Annotated in this window: 25 protein-coding genes; 9 read left to right on the forward strand and 16 right to left on the reverse strand. The window is 56.0% G+C overall.

Annotation, left to right across the window (positions count from 1 at the left end; translation table 11 throughout):
- The first annotated feature begins 192 nt into the window (after positions 1-192).
- The 4 genes from NKI15_RS19825 (at position 193) to NKI15_RS19840 (ending at position 3,225) form a co-directional block, all read left to right on the forward strand.
- Positions 193-672, forward strand: coding sequence for an MgtC/SapB family protein (locus tag NKI15_RS19825; protein ID WP_027050850.1), 480 nt, complete (start codon positions 193-195; stop codon positions 670-672).
- A 441-nt stretch (positions 673-1,113) separates the two neighbouring features.
- Positions 1,114-1,578, forward strand: a complete 465-nt coding sequence (locus NKI15_RS19830) for a hypothetical protein (RefSeq protein ID WP_023736647.1) — start codon at positions 1,114-1,116, stop codon at positions 1,576-1,578.
- A gap of 452 nt (positions 1,579-2,030) precedes the next feature.
- Positions 2,031-2,891, forward strand: coding sequence for an ATP-dependent DNA ligase (locus NKI15_RS19835; RefSeq protein WP_352886660.1), 861 nt, complete (start codon positions 2,031-2,033; stop codon positions 2,889-2,891).
- A gap of 106 nt (positions 2,892-2,997) precedes the next feature.
- The gene (locus NKI15_RS19840; RefSeq protein WP_023736644.1) at positions 2,998-3,225 is read left to right on the forward strand and encodes a DUF768 domain-containing protein; all 228 of its coding nucleotides are present in this window, start codon (positions 2,998-3,000) and stop codon (positions 3,223-3,225) included.
- Between the two features lie 214 nt (positions 3,226-3,439).
- Here the strand turns inward: NKI15_RS19840 and NKI15_RS19845 are convergent, their stop codons facing one another.
- From NKI15_RS19845 to NKI15_RS19860, 4 genes are all read right to left on the reverse strand, one after another.
- Positions 3,440-3,835, reverse strand: a complete 396-nt coding sequence (locus tag NKI15_RS19845; protein ID WP_023736643.1) for a DUF5615 family PIN-like protein — start codon at positions 3,833-3,835, stop codon at positions 3,440-3,442.
- Positions 3,832-4,545 carry a DUF433 domain-containing protein gene (locus NKI15_RS19850; protein WP_023736642.1) on the reverse strand — a complete coding sequence of 238 codons (714 nt, stop codon included), beginning with the start codon at positions 4,543-4,545 and terminating at the stop codon, positions 3,832-3,834. The genes NKI15_RS19845 and NKI15_RS19850 overlap by 4 nt, the downstream gene beginning before the upstream one ends.
- Before the next feature lie 109 nt (positions 4,546-4,654).
- Positions 4,655-5,041, reverse strand: coding sequence for a hypothetical protein (locus tag NKI15_RS19855; protein WP_352886663.1), 387 nt, complete (start codon positions 5,039-5,041; stop codon positions 4,655-4,657).
- 162 nt (positions 5,042-5,203) lie between these two features.
- Complete coding sequence (locus NKI15_RS19860; RefSeq protein ID WP_352886665.1) at positions 5,204-5,461, reverse strand: hypothetical protein; 258 nt, start codon at positions 5,459-5,461, stop codon at positions 5,204-5,206.
- Between the two features lie 1,485 nt (positions 5,462-6,946).
- Between NKI15_RS19860 and NKI15_RS19865 the strand changes: the two genes are divergently transcribed.
- From NKI15_RS19865 to NKI15_RS19875, 3 genes are all read left to right on the forward strand, one after another.
- Positions 6,947-7,156 carry a hypothetical protein gene (locus tag NKI15_RS19865; protein WP_023701261.1) on the forward strand — a complete coding sequence of 70 codons (210 nt, stop codon included), beginning with the start codon at positions 6,947-6,949 and terminating at the stop codon, positions 7,154-7,156.
- Between the two features lie 145 nt (positions 7,157-7,301).
- Positions 7,302-7,514: a hypothetical protein gene (locus NKI15_RS19870; RefSeq protein WP_352886668.1), complete on the forward strand. Its 213-nt coding sequence runs from the start codon at positions 7,302-7,304 to the stop codon at positions 7,512-7,514.
- Between the two features lie 811 nt (positions 7,515-8,325).
- Positions 8,326-8,535: a hypothetical protein gene (locus NKI15_RS19875; protein WP_352886671.1), complete on the forward strand. Its 210-nt coding sequence runs from the start codon at positions 8,326-8,328 to the stop codon at positions 8,533-8,535.
- 102 nt (positions 8,536-8,637) lie between these two features.
- On the opposite strand, the gene NKI15_RS19880 is transcribed toward NKI15_RS19875, so the two are convergent.
- Both NKI15_RS19880 and NKI15_RS19885 read right to left on the reverse strand, forming a co-directional pair.
- Positions 8,638-8,835 carry a hypothetical protein gene (locus tag NKI15_RS19880; RefSeq protein ID WP_023755241.1) on the reverse strand — a complete coding sequence of 66 codons (198 nt, stop codon included), beginning with the start codon at positions 8,833-8,835 and terminating at the stop codon, positions 8,638-8,640.
- Between the two features lie 558 nt (positions 8,836-9,393).
- Entirely contained in the window at positions 9,394-9,975 is a 582-nt protein-coding gene (locus NKI15_RS19885; RefSeq protein WP_352886674.1) for a hypothetical protein, read from the reverse strand.
- A 569-nt stretch (positions 9,976-10,544) separates the two neighbouring features.
- Here NKI15_RS19885 and NKI15_RS19890 point away from each other — a divergent pair.
- Together NKI15_RS19890 and NKI15_RS19895 are read left to right on the forward strand one after the other, a co-directional pair.
- Positions 10,545-10,838 carry a hypothetical protein gene (locus tag NKI15_RS19890; protein ID WP_352886676.1) on the forward strand — a complete coding sequence of 98 codons (294 nt, stop codon included), beginning with the start codon at positions 10,545-10,547 and terminating at the stop codon, positions 10,836-10,838.
- 220 nt (positions 10,839-11,058) lie between these two features.
- Positions 11,059-11,382 (forward strand): sunset domain-containing protein, encoded by a 324-nt coding sequence (locus NKI15_RS19895; RefSeq protein WP_352886679.1) that lies wholly within the window; start codon positions 11,059-11,061, stop codon positions 11,380-11,382.
- A gap of 273 nt (positions 11,383-11,655) precedes the next feature.
- Here the strand turns inward: NKI15_RS19895 and NKI15_RS19900 are convergent, their stop codons facing one another.
- The 10 genes from NKI15_RS19900 to NKI15_RS19945 form a co-directional block, all read right to left on the reverse strand.
- Positions 11,656-12,789 carry a hypothetical protein gene (locus NKI15_RS19900; RefSeq protein ID WP_352886682.1) on the reverse strand — a complete coding sequence of 378 codons (1,134 nt, stop codon included), beginning with the start codon at positions 12,787-12,789 and terminating at the stop codon, positions 11,656-11,658.
- A 489-nt stretch (positions 12,790-13,278) separates the two neighbouring features.
- A complete protein-coding gene (locus NKI15_RS19905; RefSeq protein WP_352886685.1) occupies positions 13,279-13,575 on the reverse strand; it encodes a hypothetical protein in 297 nt (98 codons plus the stop codon).
- A gap of 43 nt (positions 13,576-13,618) precedes the next feature.
- Positions 13,619-14,014 (reverse strand): hypothetical protein, encoded by a 396-nt coding sequence (locus NKI15_RS19910; protein WP_352886687.1) that lies wholly within the window; start codon positions 14,012-14,014, stop codon positions 13,619-13,621.
- Between the two features lie 90 nt (positions 14,015-14,104).
- A complete protein-coding gene (locus NKI15_RS19915; RefSeq protein WP_352886689.1) occupies positions 14,105-14,701 on the reverse strand; it encodes a hypothetical protein in 597 nt (198 codons plus the stop codon).
- A 43-nt stretch (positions 14,702-14,744) separates the two neighbouring features.
- Positions 14,745-15,083 carry a hypothetical protein gene (locus NKI15_RS19920; protein WP_023736629.1) on the reverse strand — a complete coding sequence of 113 codons (339 nt, stop codon included), beginning with the start codon at positions 15,081-15,083 and terminating at the stop codon, positions 14,745-14,747.
- 263 nt (positions 15,084-15,346) lie between these two features.
- Complete coding sequence (locus NKI15_RS19925) at positions 15,347-15,553, reverse strand: hypothetical protein (RefSeq protein ID WP_352886692.1); 207 nt, start codon at positions 15,551-15,553, stop codon at positions 15,347-15,349.
- Positions 15,550-15,825, reverse strand: coding sequence for a hypothetical protein (locus NKI15_RS19930; RefSeq protein ID WP_023736627.1), 276 nt, complete (start codon positions 15,823-15,825; stop codon positions 15,550-15,552). Before NKI15_RS19930 ends, NKI15_RS19925 begins: the two co-directional genes overlap by 4 nt.
- Positions 15,826-15,925: 100 nt before the next feature.
- Positions 15,926-16,339, reverse strand: a complete 414-nt coding sequence (locus NKI15_RS19935) for a DUF6074 family protein (RefSeq protein ID WP_023736626.1) — start codon at positions 16,337-16,339, stop codon at positions 15,926-15,928.
- A gap of 655 nt (positions 16,340-16,994) precedes the next feature.
- A complete protein-coding gene (locus NKI15_RS19940; protein WP_352886697.1) occupies positions 16,995-17,825 on the reverse strand; it encodes a DUF3102 domain-containing protein in 831 nt (276 codons plus the stop codon).
- Positions 17,826-17,987 (reverse strand): hypothetical protein, encoded by a 162-nt coding sequence (locus tag NKI15_RS19945; RefSeq protein WP_023736624.1) that lies wholly within the window; start codon positions 17,985-17,987, stop codon positions 17,826-17,828.
- Positions 17,988-18,115: the final 128 nt, after the last annotated feature.

Consider the following 18,115-nt stretch of genomic DNA (forward strand, 5'->3'; position numbering starts at 1 on the left):
GACGACCTGCGCGAGCACAAGAAGCTCGCTCTGCGCCAAGCCGCATGACCAGCATCATGGCTGCCCCATTTTGCAGAACTTGACGCACACAACCTTCGAGACCTAGCCCAGGCCCTTGGAGTCTGAATGTGAATCTATGGCACGAAGCGCGGCTGCCTGGAACCGACCGACCCGAGATACGTTCTGCGCCTCATGGATGAATTCATTGAACGTTTTGGGCAACAGACGTGGCTGCCTTTTTCCGTAATTTCAGCCAGGCTTTTGCTCGCGGCCGTCCTTGGCTCCATCGTTGGCATCGAACGCGAATGGCGCAACCGGCCGGCCGGATTGAGGACACACATCCTCGTCTGTGTTGCGACGGCTCTAATTGCCATCCTCACGATCGAGATTACTCACCTTCACGTCTTCGACGGTCAGGAAATCGCCATTGATCCTATCCGCTTGATCGAAGCCACGACTGCCGGCGTGGCATTTCTGGCCGCCGGCTTGATCTTCTTCTCCAAGGGCGAGGTTCAAGGGCTTACCACTGGGGCGGGCATGTGGCTGGCAGGCGCCATAGGCCTGGCGGTTGGGCTCGGGTTCTGGCAGATCGCGGCTTTGGCTACCTTGCTCGCACTTGTCGTGCTGGGTCTTCTGCAACTTGTGCAGGTCGGCAGCAAGGATCGTAATTAGATCCCGGCTCCTTCGAAAACGGGTTCGCAGCTCCGTTCGGGTAACGAACGCCACCCCCTATTATCCATGGCAGCGCCGATGGTTGACTTGGCGATGGGCAACGCTCTAGAGAAATGAACCGCAAGCTGGTCCGGAAGGACAGGTATCATTCGATACCAACTGTCGTTCACTGGGTCGGTTGATGTTCCTAGATGATTGAAAAGTCACGTTGGAGGGATGGCCGAGCGGTTTAAGGCACCGGTCTTGAAATTCGGTCATTCACGTCCCTTCCCATCCCACTACGTCCTTCCAAGTGCCGTCTTTTCAAGGCGTTGAGGCGGCGCCCATACCTTCAATCCCGCCTCGTACCTTCGAGTGCTACGCAGTTTAGTTGCAAAAAGCGTAGCAGTTTGTTGCGGAATTGTTCTGGCTACACATGCTGGCCTATGGAGGAAGATGACAATGGTTTTAAGCGATCTCCTGTTTTTCTCGCCGGTCATCCTTGGCGGCGTCGGCATGATCCTGTCGAAGGTTCCCGACATGATCGACGCCATCACAGGCGACCACGGGCAAGCCGACTTCGAACGGTTCATGATGGATGCCGGCCGGCGCGGTCTCAGCTACTCGGATTCCATGCGGGAACTCGATATCAGGACCATCTTCGCGCGGCTTCGCCGTGAGGCCAGCGGCGCCGTCGCCATCGATGTCCAGAACTGGGCAACGATCCTGGAGGCCGCCGTTCAGAAATGCCTCGCCGACAACCCGCAACATGATCGCGAGCTCAAGGCCATGATGCAGGGCCTATCCTACGCGCATATCTTGTACCCAGCGGAGGCCGCCATGGTCGATGATCTCTACAGCGGCTTCCGGCGGCGCCGTGACGGCTTCTCTATTGATCAGCAGGCCGCACTGCGATTTTCTGGCTGATCATTAATACCGGCCAATCGGTTCCCAAGCCTTGAAATATGGCTCAGCTGCAACTGTGTTCGGGTCTCTTCTGATATCCTGGCTGTGCGGCGAACCATCCTCGAATAACCATCGATGCCCGGCTGCGGACAATTCTTGGAGGTAATCTCGCAGGGTATCTGCTTGATAAATTCGATACAGGTTACGTTGATATCTGACCGGACCCATATCCAGAACGCGAAAGAGGAGTCTTATCTGGATCAGGGGCAAGCGGTCGCCGGTAGGAAATTTGTGCAACGCATAGACGTTGGTCTGAAAATCGGAAATCCAGTCACGCCGCCTCGGCATACTCAGCCCCTCTCGCGGTTAACGTCCCTTAAACGTACCATAATCCTTGTTATATCCATTTTTGCTAAACTAAGCGGAACCGATCCTAAGCCTCTGGCTTGAATCGCGATTTCGTGAGTCAGTGCATGCGTCTCAAATTCATACCGCCACTCATGCCGACCCTGATGGAAAAGCCGCCTGAGGGCGACGCCTGGATTCACGAAATAAAATTCGACGGCTACCGCTCCCAGATCATCATCGATGAGGGAGGCATTCGGATATTCACGCGGCGTGGTCTTGATTGGACATCGAACTACCGCGACCTGGTCAAGGCCGCCGAAGGTCTCAGGGTCGAAAGCGCCATTCTCGATGGCGAGGTCATCGTCACCAATGAGGCCGGCCTGTCTGATTTCCGGGCCTTGCGGAGCGCGATCACCCGGCGGCAACATGATCTCTATTTCGTCGCCTTCGATCTCCTGCACCTCAATGGCCACGATCTCAGAGATATGCCGCTCCAGGATCGCCGCGAGATCCTGGAAGCCATGATCCCGGCCGGCGGCAGGATCCAGTTCAGCCAAGCCCTTCCCGGCGACGCCAAGGCCATCTTCAAGCTAGTCGATGATGCCGGTCTCGAAGGCATGGTCTCGAAGCGCAAGGACAGCGTTTACCGATCCGGTGATTCAACGGGATGGCTGAAGATCAAGGCTTATGCCGTTGATGAATTCGATCTCATCGGCGTCGAACGCGAACAGGGCAAGCCCGCCTTCGCCCTGATGGCGGAACGCGGAACCGGTCGCTATGTCGGCGCCGCCTTCATCAACGCCAATCGGGCGATGCGGGAACGGCTATGGGAACGCGTCCAGGCCAATCCAGGGGCGCCGCCGAAGGGCATGAAGCGGCCGGCGACGGTTTGGGTCAAGCCGGGCCTTATAGGGCGCGTGAAGCACCTACGCGGCGAGGAAGACTTGCGCCATGCCTCACTGCAAGATTTCCGGGAAGAGACCTGATGCCCCGGCGCACTTCGCGCTTCGTTTCCGGTGGATACAACAAGCGTTCTTCCGCTGCGGCATCTTCAAGCGCGGAACCTAATAAATACTCTCGGCTTATTCTCTCATGAGCAAGCGCGGTATAGATTTCTTCGAAAAATGGATGGCAGAGCATCTGCCTAACGCCTTGACCGACGATCCAGCGGCTATAAGCGACATGGCAGACCAGGCGATGAAGGCCGCCGACAAGGAAGGCATCCCCGCCGAAGAGATCGCCGATGAGGTCGGCAGTGTCTTCGAGGTGATCGCCGACTCCATGCAGCACCGCGAAGGCGGCCGCCCGGTTCTAGCCTGAAGCCTTCTCCCGTGGCTGTGCCGGGCCTTGTCCCGTTCCACTGGATGAACCGCGCTCTCTCGCCGGGCGCGCGGTAGTGCTCGCAGTAATAGTCCAGAAGCGGCCCGACAATGCTCTTGAGCGCCGACGAGCGTAAAGGCACGGGTATCAGGATCAAGCTTGAGGAGGTGCGACTTGGTGAGCATGTGGCTTCCCCAAAAGGAAATAAGCGGAATTACTTCAGCTGCGCGATCCGATTGCTCTTCATCTGTAACTCGAAGATCGCGCCGCCCTTCACGATTTCCGCCTGCTTTTCGATAATAGTCCAGAGCGCCAGAAGCCGCTCCATCTGCTTCGTCACCGGCGCCTTATAAAGGCCTTTCGACAGGAAGAACCCCACAAGGCGAGAGTTTCGGAAGGCATGGTATTCGAGAGCGTTTCTGGTGATGCGCCTGTCGCCCGAGATCACTATCCATCGCCCCTCAGCGCTGCTGGACTGAATCCAGTCGATATCCTTGACGCTGGGGCCGTATTTCTCCCGCACATGGATTACATCATGCAGTCCTACGAACAATGCATTTAGGGATTTGGCCAGCGCCGGCGAAAGGTTCTCATCGATGAGAACTTTCACGCCGCTTTCAGGTCATGTTGGAAGTTCACCGCATCGCGGACGACTGCAGGCGAAACCTCGTATAGCCGGGCGACGCGTTCGACCGATCCTTCGGCCTCTACTGCATCTGCCAGCGCCACGGTAGGCACTCCCGATTTCGCGGCGATAGGCTGGCCAAAAGACCGTTCCGGATCGATGACAATTGAAGGTCGGCCGCGATAAGGCCGCCACCGCGCCACGGCATCTTTCTCGATATCCAGATCCTTGAACGTCTGGTCGATCACCTGCCGAAACACGTATTGTTTCTTCCGTAGGTCGAGCACCTCAGACTTGCCGGTCCTTTCGATGCTCTCCAAGAAAATCGTTCGGCCATCGGTCTGGAACCTCCGCGTCGAGAAAGGCCGGTCATCGCCAACGCATTCTTTGGCGTATTCAATGCAATTCCGGATTGCGAGGAGACCGACGCCGGCCTCGGTGAAGGCCTTCACAAATCGTAGCTCAATCAGATCTCGGAATCCGATTTCGAGATGGTCGTCGTCGCCGTTGGGAACCTGAGACTGCCACAGCGGTTCGATGTCATGGACAACGTTATTCCGGCGGTATGTGTACCCCTTTAACCAGCGATTTACATTCCTGGCTGAGGTCTTGATGAGCAAGGCCGCTTCCTGGGCGGAGTAAGACCCCACACCAAAAAGAATCGTTCCCTCAACGCCCGCTTGCCTCACGTTCATGCCTATAGGGTATCCTGATTATGGTTGGCCGCAAGATGGCGGCTCCGCACAGATGCCAAAGACCGTTTCCTAGGGAGTAGAAAATTTCGGCGCGCGCGCTAGGCAGCAGTCATTTCTGCGCCGCTGCAACCTTCTCGCTCGCTTCAATTAGCTTTCGGGCAGCGTCGCAGAAAACGCCCTCATTCTCTGCCGTTGGAAATTCCATAGTCGCAACCACGCCGGCTACCGCAAATACCTTCTTGCCCGCTTCCGTCTTGAAGGCGGCATCGCCGCCTGCCGCCCGTATCAAATTGGCTGAAGGCTTTGGAATGCCGCATCTTTCACCAGCAAATAGCGCCATCCCATAAGAAGTTAAAAGCGGGCTTTCTTTAGCAAGTATTTGAAACTCGCTCTGTGCTTTTCCGGGTTCGGCGAATAGGGACTTGAAGTAAACAGCGTATACTTGGTCATTTCGGGCTGGCTTATCAGCGGCGCCGGAACTCATGAGTGTTTGCATTTCGGCTGCGCCAACTCCAAGGGTGAGCGCACCTATCGCCATTGCCCCGAAATGCCACCACCTCATCCGCGTCCCCTCACCCCGAAAAGAGAATGGATTAGCCTCCGCGTGGGCGCAACCTTTATCGAAGCCGCAATTTCAGTCGAAGGTGACAGACAAATGTTAGCACAGATCGGGAAACCGCGCCGCGTCTTTGAGGCATGTAGCCCTTGCAGTTTCGCAGAAAGACGCCGCCGGATCGTATCCCGCCTGTTTGCAGAGTAGGATCGTCCGTTCCAGCACGATGTGATCAAACTCATCCTTCTTAGCCTGCTTTTCCGATACCGACCGTTGGTAGACGCCTGTGGCCGATGTCCAGATGAATTCGCCGACGAAAATTGCGGCCGCGAGGCCAACGAACGCGAAAACGAGATTTTTCATACCACTCCCCTGACCTTGATCGGGGAGTTCAGAACATCTCACGCAGGAGATGCGCCGCAGCCTTTAGGCTTTCGCCCTGGACATGCGCCGCGGCCTCCCCGACCAGGTCGGAGAGAGCGGGTGACGGCTGCTCTTGCGCCGCTGCGTGAAGGGTTCTGACGCCCCTGAGCTATTGCTCTAGGCTGTTATAAGGATCGATGAGGCTTGTGCCAATGGGGCCGCAAACCGTTTGCGAGCGTGCGCGCCGCGATGGGTTCACCGGGCGGCGAAATAGATACGGAGCCGGGCAACCCAGCGCCTAGAGCGGTGCTCATCGCCACCAACCCCTCCGCCGCTCGTTGACATTTTGCTGGCTCGCTCCAGCTACTCCAGACCGATTTCCCGCCGGCTCGCTGGCGGGCTTTTTTGCGTCAGTCGGGGGACATCCTCACTCCAAGGCTGTTCGGTCACACCCGGCTCGTTCTTCAGCGGTCCCTGCCGGTGACCAAGATGCGTCCCTCACTCGTCATGGTCGGCCCGCGCCGCTTCGGACAGCAGGCGCGGGTCATCCCATCACAAGCCCGCTCTGGGTCTCACAGCTAAGGGGCTTTCTTCCTGCTCGGATCTGATGCGCTCCTGGCGGGAGTAAACACTATCACTCCGTACGGAGGCGAGTTCCTCCCGGAAATGCTGCATGAGCGCTCGCTCTTCCGCCAGACATGATCGGAGCGACCGTGCCATTTCGATACAAACCGATGATTCTAATGCGTAATCTTTGCTCATCGTCACATTCAAACTCGCGCTGAGTCTGATTGTTCCATAGCTGGTGACCTTGCGGTGTGACATCTCTCGTCCGCCGGACGCAAGGGCGGCGGGCACCTTTTGAATTGACAAGGCGCGGGCTGATTGACAACCTTTGGATGTAATTGCGCTTTGCCTCAAATTCCCTGGAGGGGACTGCATGAAGAAAGAATACAGGAAGCCAGTACTGACCAAACGTGAGCATCTTAGCGCAGTGACGGCGCAATTGGGACCCAGTGTTCCACCGCGATCCACATCCTAAGCAAACCACGGCCCTGCAACAAAGCCCGCTGGCTTCGGTCGGCGGGTTTTGTTTTTCTGCGTGGGTAGGAACCGGCAATGAGCTGTTGCTCGTCGCATTCGCTGTTCTGTCTTTGATGGGCGTCGGCTTCTGGCTGGCGGCCCAATTGTTCCTGCCTCACTGATCCAGTTCGAGCGGCTGGTGATCCGGTTGTTCGTGCCACATTACCTGGCGGGAAAGTGGCGCCGGTCAACCTGCTGGCCGCAGATGGGGCGCGCATAGAAATGCTCTTCCCAGTCAGGTCATGTGGCTTGCCGGGGATGGGCGGTCCGAGGTCGGCTATTCTGGTCATGCCCGACCGAACCCGTCGCAGCGGCAACAGTTCCGGAAAGGCGTGCCTGTTGCCCGATCGCCCGCTCGCATTTTTTGTACCATATATTCGCGGCCTCCATTAGCATCCTCTCATGGCAACTCTGCGGTACGGCGTAAGGCGGGAACCGGATGGGACGTGGACGGTATTCGACGTGTTCACCGGGCTGCCGGCTATTGTAGCGGGCCACCCATCTGTCGACCTTCCCGACATGGAGTATGCCGAAGAGCTGGCGGCCATCCTGAATGCCAACGACCTGAAGCAGAGGCTATCTCACGGGAGGTTCCCCGGAGGGTTCGCCTGACTGAGGTGGCATGACAAGTTAGCCATTCGCCGCCTTCGTACTGCCCATCCAGGATCGTCCGAATTCCGAACAAGCATCTGTTATTGAAGTCCCGACTACCTGGGTCTTAAATCGACTTGCCATTGCTGTTCGTAGGGAGGATGTGATGAGCAACGTGGTGCCAATCCGCAAGGCCACGCCTTGCGTGGAAATGGTCGAAGCCTTCGGTGAATGGTCCGTTCGTGTGGCCGAGGAAGACCAGGAAATTACCCGATCATTCGTGCGTGAATCGTTCGCGCTGTCCTTTGCGGAGGGCCAGCGGATACGCCTGCATCTCGACAAGGTTGTGCGGCTTCAGGACCCTCCTGCGGCTGCGTAACCTCAGTGCTTGGACGGTGATGGCCGATTGTTCCATGGCTGGTGAGGCTTGCGACGTCTCTGTCGTTCGCCGGAGGACGCAAGGGCGGCGGATGATCGCGACGACTGGCCTAGCCAATCCCCAACGGCTGGGAAGAATCCGGTCCCCGGCGGCGTTCCCTTCGTTCTTCAAGGAACAGCTTGGTGTGCTCGTCCCACTCAAGAGGCGTTGTCCCCGTGCTCTTGAGCGAACTTTCCAAACGCCTTGCGCAGGTCGGCAAGGTCCAAAGCCCAAAGATGCTCATGGCTACCAAGGTCCGACATCGCGTTCACCAATTCCGTCCGTTCTCCGGAATTAAGTTGGCTTCGCGGTTGAGCCTTCAAGATGGTATCGCCAGATAATTGCTCGGTTGCTAATATGCCTATATCTTAGGCAGTGCGGGGGGCCTCCTGTCTTCCCGCAGTGGCCGGTGCGGTTAAGCCCCCACAAGCTTGCCCAACCGCACCGGCCATTCCCTACGGCTGACTGGGTAGGGTCTACAGACGAACAACCTTGTCGAGATGCAGGCGTATCCGTTGGCCCTCCGCAAAGGACAGCGCGAACGATTCAAGCTCGAATGAGCGGGTAATTTCCTGGTCATTCTCAACCACGCGAACGAACCATTCGCCGCAGGTTTCTGTCGAGCTTTATAGCGCCGACAAAAGCGGGCTTTCAATAAAAAACGCTGGTCCGGAATCATACAGTTTTGAAGCCACGAAGTGGTGAGCGGGTTGTATTTGAAGCCTGCTAACAATCGCCCTATCTGCCTTATCGCGTAGCATCGGGAGGTGGCATGGCCGGAATAACTACCGCCGCAGAGATGGCGAACGCTGTTGGGATTGACCCTGAGATGTTTCGCGAGGCTTTGCGCGATTCAGACTTCCCGTGGCACAATCCCCCCGACGACTGGACGGTGGAGATAGATGGCCGCCAGCATGAGGCAATGCGCACCGTGCTGCTGATAGTCCTCCTGAAGCGGAAAGCCCAAGGAAAATATGACTAGGTTTGTCAACGACATTTCGCCATGAAAGCTCGTGCAGATGTTCCGCGATCCGACCTCTGCATGCCGGCCCGACTTAGGTCCTGATGGCGCGCCGATGGTGCTTTAGCCACCGCCGTCCTGGCCACCCTTCTTTTCTTTGGCCGCCCTGTGTTCGGTTTCCCACGGCAATTCGTCGAAGTCGGGCTTGTGCCCCGCATCACGGTAGGAGGCCTGAGTGAGGTAACTTGCTTTGTCCCGCTCCACAATGCAGACAAACGGCGGGTTTCCCGGGCACCTGTAAACGCCTACTGCTTTTTCCATGCAACAGGTGTGCTACGGGTGCTCAAAGATGTCGTCCTTCATTACGATGACAGAACAAGAGCGAGGATAGCAGCGGTCCGGCATCACTGAAGGTGCGGGGATTGGTAAAAATCGTACAATTCTTTTCATTGCAGAGAGAGTTTCGGCGGGCTTATTAATGTGGCGTTTACCATTGCCTTTTCGGGAGGATGCGATGGTTGCAACGCCCATAGATATCGCTCAAGCGGCTACTGCGACTACGGCCACCTTGCTGAAGTGGCAGAAGACCATGGAGGAACGCGCCACGTTTCGCCAGAACATGGATCAATCGCGCAGGGCGATCCAAGCCTCACGCCTACTGCTGAAGCGCCTTCGGCCAACGTCATCGCCACGACAATAGCGTCGCGGACGCGCGCCGGGCCGGCGCCGAAGGGCATGAAGCGGGCGGCGACGCAATGGGTTCAGCCCGGGCATCATCGGCCGTGTGAAGCATCTTCGCGGGGAGGAGGATTTGCGACATGCCTCGCTGCAAGATTTCAAGAGGCGGATTAAGCGCGGAGCCCGTCCGAGCAACCGCTTTCACCGTGAAGGGCTATTATCTGTCTTGGTGGCTAAAGTGCCGACTGTGGGGTTCGTTGAATTTCCGATGGGATACCACGCAGCCTCGGGCGGATGACGCATTCGAACCATTGCCTCGCATCTTTTTAGCAGCTTCACATTCGGCCGAGGATCGTCTTCTTTGGAAAGCTCACGGAACCGTGCCTCTGCAGCTTCAAAGTCGCTATTTGACTCCTTGTCGATGTCTCCGTGGCGACGAATTCTGCTCACTAAGATGATCATATTGGCGTAATTGTCAGAGTGGCCGACATACAACCGAGTAAGTCTTTCCACTCGCTTGTTTAATTGAATTATAGGTTTTGCCACGGCGAGCAAGGCCGAAATGGTCGCTAATGTGCCCCAAATCCATGGCCCAAATGGCTCCAATGACCAGATGGTTAAGGCAGAAATGCCGCTGCCTGTTGTACCTAGCGCAATTAAAATTTCCAGTACATCATTGAATCGTTGAGTTGTTGCTAACGATCGTCCGTAGTACTCTTTATTCAGCGCACTTCGGCAAAGGAGGTTGTATATTTCTGTAAGTGTGTCGACAGATATCGGCACTCTAATTCACTCTGCACGGCGGCGGGCAAAATCCCCAAGGACGCTCTTCTATTAACGGCCGATTGTAGCTCGGAACATCATGAAAAGAGTTGTTACCGCCGAAGATCGGTAGTTGAGGCGATGGTGCAAGTTGATATTGTTGAGACTGTTGCGGCGGATTTGGGTATTGATATTGGGTAATGACCCGGCAAGGGGCGGGGCCAAAATCACCTGCACATATTGGCCCTTGCAGGGGATCGTTGTAGAGAAACTGGATATTTTGCGCGAACGATGACGAAGCTGAGGTCACAGCTGCAAAAAGCAACGCGGTCGAGCAAAAGCTGCTACGTGCGGTCCCCACAACTCATCCTCCTCCACCAGTGATCCTATCACGCTCCGGCTTTTCTGAGAACGATATCTTTCGGTGGGCGTTCACTCGCACCACCTGCCACCACTACTGTCTACTAGTTGTACCCCAGTCGGGACGGCTTTTGTCGCGGAGCTCGCGATTTAGCCTGAGCTCGGCCCTTCAATGGATTATTTGACGTTCCGCCCTTGACGCGAAAGGAAAATGTTCCTTTTCTGTTCTCATGGCGCACGATCCGATCGACACGCTGGGCAAGGCGACCCGGCACAACATGCTTGTGAAGGCAGAGTGCAACTGCGGCAATGTCCGCTACTGCCGGTCCGTAGACCTGATGATGGTCTATGGCGGCGGCGTCGATCCCTTGAAGCTCAAGTTCGACTGCAACCGGTGTAAGCCGCAGATCAAAATCACCTTGCTGGAGGTGCATCCCGAACACCTGCCTAAGCGGCTGATGATCCACAAGCCCATGAAGGTCGACGGCAAGATCGCCTGGCATACCGAACGTTTCCGGGGATAGGCGATGGCCGCTGCACTTGAGTATCATCAAGCCGTCTATATCCCCGCACTGCGACCACTGCCGGCAGACGCGCGTCCTGCATGACGTGCTGTTGCAGGGGTGCGGGACGTCACCGGGGAGGAAGTAACGTTCATCCAGTGGAACGGGACAGAGCCAGCAAAGCCGCCCATCTGGACTCCAAGCCCTAGGCGTCGCATTCTCCCGTCGGGGAGTGAGGGGCGTGGGCAAACGTCGCTACTACGCAGACAATGAATACAACCGCCGAAGGTATGGCAGGCGCCATCGTTCGCGCGACGCGCCGTTATGGCTAAAGATCGGGACCTTCGGTGCGGTTGTGGCTGGCCTGCTGGCCTTTGAACTCGGTCCCCCTGCTGTTGGCTGCGGCATCAAGGGCAATATCAGCTACAACACTGGCGAGCGCATCTATCACGTTCCCGGGCAGGAACATTATTCCGAAACCCGCATCAGCCTTTCGAAGGGCGAGCGGTGGTTCTGTTCGGAAGATGCAGCGCGCGCGGCTGGGTGGCGGAAGGCTATGCGCTAACGTCGGCTCTAGCCCTTTTCGCAGCCTATCCCGTCGCCGTCTCGGTCAAGATCATAGATATCCGTGCCTACAAGTGACAGGCCCGATTACGTTGGCGGGACCATTGCCCTTTCCAGAGGAGCAATCGACGTCGCTGGCTATTGGAACACAGGCACCCTAGTATTTAGGGTCGCATTCCTTGGCGTGAGCGCTGCTGATGAATGACGCCATGCAAATGGCAGTTGCGGCTAGCCGACGAAAAGCCATTGCACCTTCCCGCCTTCACGGTACGCTTTATGTGATGGCCTCTAGTAGAATGATCCGCTGCACGTTGAGATAATCGCGCCTTACGCGCTCAAATAGGTCACCATCTACCTGCAAACGCGATCCAATTTTGAATGCCGGGTCTTTCCTCAACCTCTCGAAGGCGGTTGGATCAAAGGCGCATGTCGTGACGCCTGCACGCGACCTAAGCAATAGCGTCCGGCTTGCAGCATTGATTTCTATGATGGTTCCAGTCCGCCTGGAATCGACACCATTGCTGCGCGCGTGTGCCTTTCTTACTTCGTCAGCCCTTTCCCTGCTGATTGAGATGCGCCGCAGAACATTGCCCTTTTGCGTGGAAAACGTCACGTTCGAGAAAGCCGTATCCGCCGATGGCAACAAATGCTGGACGCCCTCGTAGACATCATCCGTCGCTGCCGTAAGAGCATTCTGCGATAACATATCTTCCATGCCGGCGAAGAATTCGTCCTTAGTTTTGGTAACCCCTATCCGAACTTCTTCGATGGTCAGTCCCCGCCGCTCCTGTGCCTGCCTCAGCTTGCCCATGTTGGCCACGGGCTCCTTTACGGAAATCATCAGGCTACCAAGAGCCGGGTCTCCTACAAGAAAATCGAATGTTGACGTTCTGAGGCCGCGCAGTTCGGGCGGCGCTATCACGTTTCTGACCAGATTTTGAACGCCAGAAAGCAGGCCCATCAGAGTAGAGTATTGGATCGACTCCCGCTGCAACCCGGCGCCTTGGAAGTAGATAGACACGAGTGCATCCTTTTCTTGGAGCACGTCTGGACACTCACCCAAACGCGGTAGGATACCGACACCAGGTTTTGGCAGAAAGGCTTCTGCGACTTCGGTTGGGCCAACCATCATTTCAGACAGGACATTGAGAGCGTAGTCAGCCGCAACAATGTAGCGCTCTTTCTGGCTATCAAACACGCCGCGAATGGATATTCTACCATCACGCAAGCCGGAAATATGATTGTCGTCAATATAGCACGACAGGTATTCACCGCCAGTGTCTATCTCATTGATCTTCAAAAATAGAGACTTAAGAAACCCAACACGGGCGACAAACAAAATAGGCTCGTCAAACTCGTATAAAGTCTCTACGATATTTAAAAAATAAAGCGGACTCTGGGTCGCCATGTGCCTACCCCGGTTCCAATACGATTTGACAGCTATTCAGAAGCGTGCTGCTGGAGCTTTTCCAGAACGTATGGTGATCTGGCTGCTTTGAACTTGGCGTGTACTTAAGGCAGCCATCGGAAGCCGTGACGGAAAACTGAATAATTCGCTTTGTCCGAAAATATGGGTAGGCGTCTAGAGCATGGTGGACAGCGTCCATGCTAGGCCACACCGAAAGGCCCCAGCTATCGCATTTGGTGAGATCTGTACCGACGCGCTTCTTCTCAGCAAACGACTCGAAGTCCTTCGCTTTCGCCTGGGACCCATCTATCGCCTTGTACAAGTCTGCACCCACTTTTGCTGAATCAGACGGCGGGCATCCCTTTGGGATGCTTTGATGAAACTGCAATGTGACCCCCCCGATAACGCAGACACGTAAGCTCGCAATACCGCGTTGCTCAACCGTTGTCCACCGGGCGGGTCTGTCAACTATATAATCCCCCATGATTTCTAAACCGTGGCCATCTGATATTTGACTCGTTCTGGGACAATCATATCTCTTTCAGCGTCGAGGGGCGCGCGACCGTTGGATATGAGGAGAATTGGCGGCAGCTCATTGACCGCACACCATTTCAAAATGAGATCGAGCGTCTGAGCGAAAACGCCAGCTCCGGCATAGCCCAGCAATTCAGCCAACCCAGCGTAGGTCAAGGTTTCCCGTCGATGGGCTGCCGCAGAGAGAATGCTGAAGATCTGAAGGGCGCGCAGATTCCGCCTTTTCTCTTTGGAATAATATCTAACGGGCATTCGCTCCCCTCCGTAATCGTTCCTGCGCCATGTACGCGGTTACCTAGGAAACGGCTTCCAGGGCGAACTCGCCCGTGGCTTCGTCGAGCTGCACCACTCTTACCCGCATCTGACTAGGGAAACACTCGCTTATGGAGCGAGGTCGGGCATTTTTGTCCTTTGGAATAGCGATTATGACTTTGAGCCATCCTTCACAGTTGTCGAGAGCCCAGCGAAGGTTCTTCATAAGCTCGTTGTGTCCGTTCCGCCTCTTGGCATCATTCCATAGCGCTCCACGAGCGTAGACCAGCTTACCGTCAACCTTTTTGAACTCGTCCTGCCAGAGAGTGACAACTACGATTTTCTTGCCCTCATTTCTCGCGGACCAACTCCACTGCACATTTGCAGGCACAGTCTCGAAATGCGCAAAGGCTTGGGTGTGAGTGAATTTCTTCGGCATCAAATCTCCCTCTCCCGACTACTGAAGCATCGACGGTATGCGAAGAGCAAGTCTCGGCCACAAGCTACAGGCGGATTACCCCCTGCAGAGTTAGTACCTGAAGCGCTCATTTTTCATCGGCCCTAGCGCTGTGAAATCGAGCAAGATCTCGTACTCTTTTCGGTCTTGAAACACGGTCAATACGTCGGTTTTCTTTACAAGAAGCGATACGACGGCCCGACCTGATTTGTACGACCTTCTGCGACCCCGGGCGAACCGCACGGCAGTCGCTTTGTCTGTAGTCCACGACAGCCCATCCAATCGCTCGTCTGCACATCCACGATAGACACGAAACTCGCCAGGTAAGGCGTCGAAGAAATCCTGATCACTGCCATGTGACATACCAACCAATCGAGGCAACAACGATAAGAATTCAAAACGAAGCTCATATGTGTCATCACACCCTGACCAGTGCGTCCGGAACAGGTCCCATCGGGCTTGCGCGTCATCGAGCTTGGCCAACTCACTCAGCAACACGCCGGCAAGCTGCGACGAACTGCATCGGGCCAAAGTTGGTTCGGTCCATATTCCAAACTCTCTGCGAACTTGATCAGTGATTGCCTGGACCACGGCGATATTCTTCGCACCTGTACGCTCGCCCAGCAGCTGCTGAAAGCGCGCATTAAATGCCTGTTCGTCGAAGTTCATCGTGTCAACCTGTAGGATTAAGACAGTGTGGAGGTGGCGACTATTAGGCCTTGACCGCCTTGGGCTGTGCTTTGAGCCGGTCGGCAAGCTTCACGGTAAGCCGAGAAGTCGAGTCGGTCTGCCTAATCAGCGCTAGCAAATCGATGCTGAACGTCACGCCGCTCTTTTTCATTTCTTGGAGTTCGGCATCCAGCATCGACTGCAGCGCTTCAAGCCGCGCTTTCGCTCGGATCAGATCCATCAAGCTATCGATTTGAGGCTGCGAAACGCTTTCCCCGGTGCCGAAATAGGCCTCAAACCCTTCACGGAACGATTTCTTTTCTGCCCTCGAAAGGGCCTTGGGGAAAGGCAAAGCCCTCATACTTTCCACATTTTTGATCATAGCAGACATTGGCTCCAAGACTGAGAACTCGTGTCAGGGCAGCAATCCGTAAAACAATTGCAGAAATCGGGCCGATGCATCGAGCAAATGTTCGAACGCTGCCAGAATAATTGCGCGCGTGGGCGGGCGTGCGCTCGGCGTGCGTTGCCTGCTGTCCACATTTTGATCCCCCCACCTCCTTTAGTGGCGCCGCCGCGCTGGCGTCACAGCGCGGCGGCCAGTGGCCTGAGAGGAGGGTGGCCAGGCCAACAACAAGATTGATTTCAATGGACCGGAAATTTCCGTTTGACCGCATCGACTGAGCGCTTGAACCAGGCTTCAATCTGGATGCTGTACGCGCCCAAGCGTTTGCTCTTCTCGCTATCGCTTAGCCCCTGCTGTGCCAAGGCGGCCTTGTATCCCTCGAGGACACTATCGGCGGCCTGACGGAAGGCAGTCTGGCAGATCTTAACCACTTCGGCGGGAGTCATAATTTCACCGCCTTGGCGCGGGCTTTGCCTACGGGCTTGGCACCCTTTGGCGATCCGGCGGCGAGTTCCAACAGCGTCACGCGATTACTCAGCAACCTTGTTTCTTGAGCAACCAGCTGTTTCATCACGTGACTTATGTCTGCCAGAAGGCTGGTGTCATAGTTGTCGGATGGTGAAATCGACGGCCCACCGCCTTTGGCCAACAGCCTGGCCAAGGAAAGAAGGGCTTCAAGCTGCCCATCGTCATTGGGTGTTTTGGAAATCGAGCGCATCTAGGGCGTCCCATGTTTTGAGGGGGTTCGCTCCTAAGCTTTCGCTTTGGTAACATAGCAAGAGGGGCGGTGAACTGCAAGGTTCGTTGATACAGTGGCGCTAGTGAAGATGTTGCGCGACCGTTGTCCGCGACGCGGGTTTGGTCGCATTCGCTCCCGCACTGCCCTCCGGGCATCGCTCCGCTTCGCTGCGCGGCCGCGACAGAGGTAGGATGGTGGCACTTCGCTTTTGATTCTCGATTTGAGGGATTTTTTTATAGCCGAGCACAAAGGCATTCACCGCGCTTTTGTATGCTCTCATCTCGGCATTGATTTGCTGTTGCTTCAGGCCATCGTGCCGTAGCTTCCCCCGCATTTTGGCGATGTGCTTCTTCCAAAACCGCGTGCCAGTTTCGGGCGATATCAAGCGCAACGCCGTGGCGCGCACGAGCGCGGCGCGGCGGTGCAGCGGGAAGTATGTGGTGCTGCATATCGGCTTCGCTTCCGGTCCTGGACTGAAGAGGCTCAACTGCATATTGGCTCCGTTGGCACTTAAAGGTCCCTCCACGGTAGGGGGAGCCGTGGGGGGTAACATCGATATTATCCTGGGGGGGACCGTGGAGGGTTCACTCTCTCGTCGGGCGGCCCTCGGTGCTTGGAAGGACGATCCCGTCAGGCAGTGATTTTGGATACGATAGCTGAAGGATTCGGGATCTGAGAGAATGACCATTACTTGTGATGCGTGGACCCCGCTTCGATATGAGCACGCCCATCGCTATGGCTTGCTTGACAAGGCGCTCCATCACCACAACGGAGCGCTCCGCAAGGCGCGCCAACCGCTTATTGGTTGCTGTTGTCGTGCCACTTTTCCACACGATTACAAATTTCATGAGATTGATGAGTTTAAAGCTGGCGTTGTGAAGGCCCGCTACTTGCTTGGACACGTAAAGCCATGACTCGAAAGCTACTTGACGTGTAGCTGCTGTTTTAGGCCATTCAAGCCGAATCGATGGCACTGGCGCGATTTCACGGTGTTTCCCTGTAAGCCACTTGGGCTTATCTTCAGCACGTTGGGCTTCGGCTTGGTCGCCGGCCGAGGCGGACCTGTCGCGAGGGCGGAAATGCATTTTGACTAGTCCTCAAGATCATTCATCGTTGCGCCGGCACCGTTTCCGGGTCGCGTTTAGTCGTCATTGATCGCAGTAGTAAAGTTCGGACAGCATCATGATCCTGGGCGTCACGTTCTTAAACACCCTGTGGATCGAGTCCGCTTTGCCTTGAGCACGCTGCTGTTTCCAGAAGGCTTCACAGGTGGAGTGCTCTAGGTCCCGCAATGCTTTCATCGCCACAACCAAAGACGCAATGCTGTCGATTTCGTCGGTACTTGGTTCCTGGTCGTGAACTTCAGCGGGGTCATTGATTTCGCGAACGGCACCGTGAATGCTGTCGGTAGACGGTTCCGGGTCTGGATCAGGGTGTCGCAGCTCCGGCGCGTCAACCTCCTGCATGGATTCGATTTCGGCCTCACGCTCCATGGTGGCGATGGCGTCATCATCCGCCTGCCTCATCGCGGCCCGATGCGCGGCCATCGCCTGATCGTAGGTTGCCTTGGTCACCAGCTTGCCGGCGTCGATCCTGCGGTCGATCTCGTCCCTGACCTCCGATGGCGTCTTTGGTGCCGCGAGGAGGTAGAGGGCTTCGGCTGTCACCTTCAAATCCGCAAGGCTTGCGTATTTGTCCGCATAGACCTCAGCTACCCCCATAAAATTCTGGGCTGAGCGTTCGCTCATTTTGAACTCGGCCTTGATCCATTTCATAAAATGGCCGTGACCTACGCGTTCCTTGATATCGATCAGGTCCAGCCCGATCCCGATGATGTCTTCAACAGTGCGGCGCATCCGCAATTTGATACGCGTGGCGGCTTCGCGTACCGCGATGGTGTCCACGTCATTCAACCCGAAGTAGTTGAACGCGCATTTGGCGCTGCTGTCATCGTACAGATCGGGATTGACGCGAGCCATTTACGCGCCCTCGCCTTCCAACAGGCCCAGGCGCTTTGCCTCTTTGGTGACGGCAACCAATTTCAGGCGGCCCATCGTCAGAACCTGAATGTCACCGCGCGCGGCGGCGCTGTAAGAGCCGTTGCGGGACAGATCCAGGAAAATCTTGCCGAAGATCGTCAACGGCAAAGTCGGATGCTCAAGGGCTTCCTTTACAGTCTTGGGTTGTGGCGATCTCACGATTGCACCTCGAAATGTTATTATTTGGCAGTGCAATCGGTGATAGGAAGGGACGAAAAAGGTCAATAGGT

Origin of the sequence: Mesorhizobium sp. M0862 (genome assembly GCF_040319795.1) — a bacterium.
GTDB lineage: Bacteria > Pseudomonadota > Alphaproteobacteria > Rhizobiales > Rhizobiaceae > Mesorhizobium.